This is a genomic window from Nocardia sp. NPDC058497 (assembly GCF_042720195.1).
Classification (GTDB): domain Bacteria; phylum Actinomycetota; class Actinomycetes; order Mycobacteriales; family Mycobacteriaceae; genus Nocardia.
In genome coordinates this window covers 1-2443 of sequence record NZ_JBHXMY010000434.1, presented here as the reverse complement: position 1 = coordinate 2443, position 2443 = coordinate 1, and the positions used below count along the sequence as shown (strand labels likewise).

Sequence of the window (2443 nt, the reverse complement as noted above, 5' to 3'; positions counted from 1 at the left end):
GTCCCACGCCGATGACCGCGCCGCCGTACCCGGTGCCCGCCGCGGCGCGGACCGTGCGCACGACGTCGTCGGCGAGGTCGGCGATCCGTTCCCGGATCAGCGTGCGCAGCACACCGCTGAGGGTGATGTCGGTGCCGACGTCGTAGAGCACGAGCGCGCCCTTGAGCATCGGGCGGTCGGGCACGAACCAGCTGTCGCCGTGGCGCTCGAGGTAGCCCGCCGCGATCAGTTCGGCGAGGACGTCGGTGCCGCGGTCGCCGAGCAGGCCGGTCAGTTCGGCGTCGTCGACCAGGACGGCGCGCTCCCCCGTCTGCGGGGCGCGCGGGTCGAACAGGGTCCGCCAGTCACCGGCGCCGGGCGACGGTTCGGCGTCGAACACCTCGCGGATGGCGTCCAGGCGCAGCCCGCGGGCCTGCATGGCGACGATGTCGCGCAGCCGGTCCAGGTGCGTGTCGGAGTAGACGACTTCCTTGCCCGCGCGGCCGGGTTTCGGCAGCACGCCGAGCGAGTGGTAGTAGCGGATCGTGCGCGCCGCCACGCCGCTGATGTCGGCGAGTTCCGCACGGGTGTATCGAGGCACCCGACCAGCATAGGGCCGATTCCGGCGAACTTTGACAGCTCTGGCTGTCGACGTTAGCGTTACCGACGTCACTGTCGACACCCTTCGAGGAGCCCTCGCATGTCCGATCGCACCACCGACTTCGACGTCTTGATCGTCGGCTCCGGCTTCGGCGGCAGTGTCACCGCACTGCGCCTGGTGGAGAAGGGGTACAAGGTCGGCATTCTCGAGGCCGGCCGCCGGTTCGCCGACGACGAGCTGCCCAAAACCAGCTGGGACCTGCGCAAATTCCTGTGGGCGCCCAAGCTCGGCTGCTTCGGCATCCAGCGCATCCATCCCCTGCGCGACGTACTTATCCTCGGCGGCGCCGGTGTCGGCGGCGGTTCGCTGAACTACGCCAACACCCTCTACGTCCCGCCGGAGCCGTTCTTCCAGGACGCCCAGTGGCGCGACATCACCGACTGGCGTGCCGAGCTCACCCCGTACTACGAACGGGCCAAGAAGATGCTCGGCGTGGTGCAGAACCCGCACATAACTCCCGCCGACGAGATCTTCAAGGCCGTCGCCGAGGACATGGGCGTCGGTGACACCTTCGTGCAGACTCCGGTCGGCGTGTTCTTCGGCGAGCCGGGCAAGACCGTGGCCGACCCGTATTTCGGTGGCGTCGGCCCCGAGCGCACGGGGTGCGTGGAGTGCGGTGACTGCATGGTCGGCTGCAAGTTCGGCGCCAAGAACACCCTGGTCAAAAACTACCTGTACCTCGCGGAAAAGGCCGGGGCACAGATCATTCCGATGACGACGGTCAACGCGTTGCGTCCGCTGCCGGACGGCACCTGGGATGTCGCGACCGAGCGCACCGGCGCCTGGGTCCGCAAGGATCCCAAGACCTACACGGCCAAGCAGGTCGTCCTCGCCGCGGGCACCCTCGGCACCCAGAAGCTGCTGCACTCGATGCGCGATCAGGGTGTGCTGCCGAACCTCTCGGACAAGCTGGGCCTGCTGACCCGCACCAACTCCGAGTCCATCGTCGGCGCGGCGACCAAGACGCTCGCGCCCGGTCAGGACTTCACCAAGGGCGTCGCGATCACCTCCTCGATCCACCCGACCCCTGACACCCACATCGAGCCGGTCCGATACGGCAAGGGTTCCAACTCGATGGGTCTGCTGCAGACCCTCATGGTCGACGGTGGCGGCAAGGTCCCGCGCTGGCTGCGCTTCCTCGGCGTCGCGCTGATGCATCCGCTGCTGCTGGTGCGCTTCCTGAGCGTGAAGAACTGGAGCGAGCGCACCATCATCTCGCTGGTGATGCAGCACCTGGACAACTCGATCACCACCTACACCAAGCGCGGCCTGTTCGGCAGGCGCAAGCTCACCTCCAAGCAGGGCCACGGCGAACCGAATCCGACCTGGATTCCGGCGGGCAACGATGTCACCCGCCGGGTCGCGGAGAAGATCGGCGGCGTCGCGGGCGGTACCTGGGGTGAGGTGTTCAACGTTCCGCTGACCGCGCACTTCCTCGGCGGTGCCGCCATCGGCGCCGACCGTGAGCACGGCGTGATCGACGCCTACCACCGCGTATTCGGTTACCCCACACTGAGTGTCGTCGACGGCGCCGCCGTCTCGGCGAACCTGGGCGTGAACCCGTCGCTGACCATCACCGCTCAGGCCGAGCGGGCCGCTGCCTACTGGCCGAACAAGGGCGAGGTCGACACCCGCCCCGAGCAGAGCGCCGGCTACACCCGGATCGAACCGGTCGCCCCGCAGCAGCCCGCCGTCCCCGCGGGCGCGCCCGCCGCGCTGGTGCTGCCGATCGTGGAGATCCGCAGCAAGGAACAGACCGCGGGCTGAGACCCCAGAACAGGCCCCGGATACTCGGTTTCGCAC

Annotated in this window: 2 protein-coding genes; one reads left to right on the top strand and one right to left on the bottom strand. The window is 68.6% G+C overall.

Going from position 1 to position 2443, the window contains the following annotated elements:
* Positions 1 to 580: MerR family transcriptional regulator (locus ACFWPJ_RS24055; RefSeq protein ID WP_378854653.1), on the bottom strand; the 580-nt coding region annotated here is incomplete at its 3' end.
* A 99-nt stretch (positions 581 to 679) separates the two neighbouring features.
* Between ACFWPJ_RS24055 and ACFWPJ_RS24050 the strand changes: the two genes are divergently transcribed.
* A complete protein-coding gene (locus ACFWPJ_RS24050) occupies positions 680 to 2407 on the top strand; it encodes a GMC oxidoreductase (protein ID WP_378854652.1) in 1728 nt (575 codons plus the stop codon).
* Positions 2408 to 2443 lie beyond the last annotated feature (36 nt).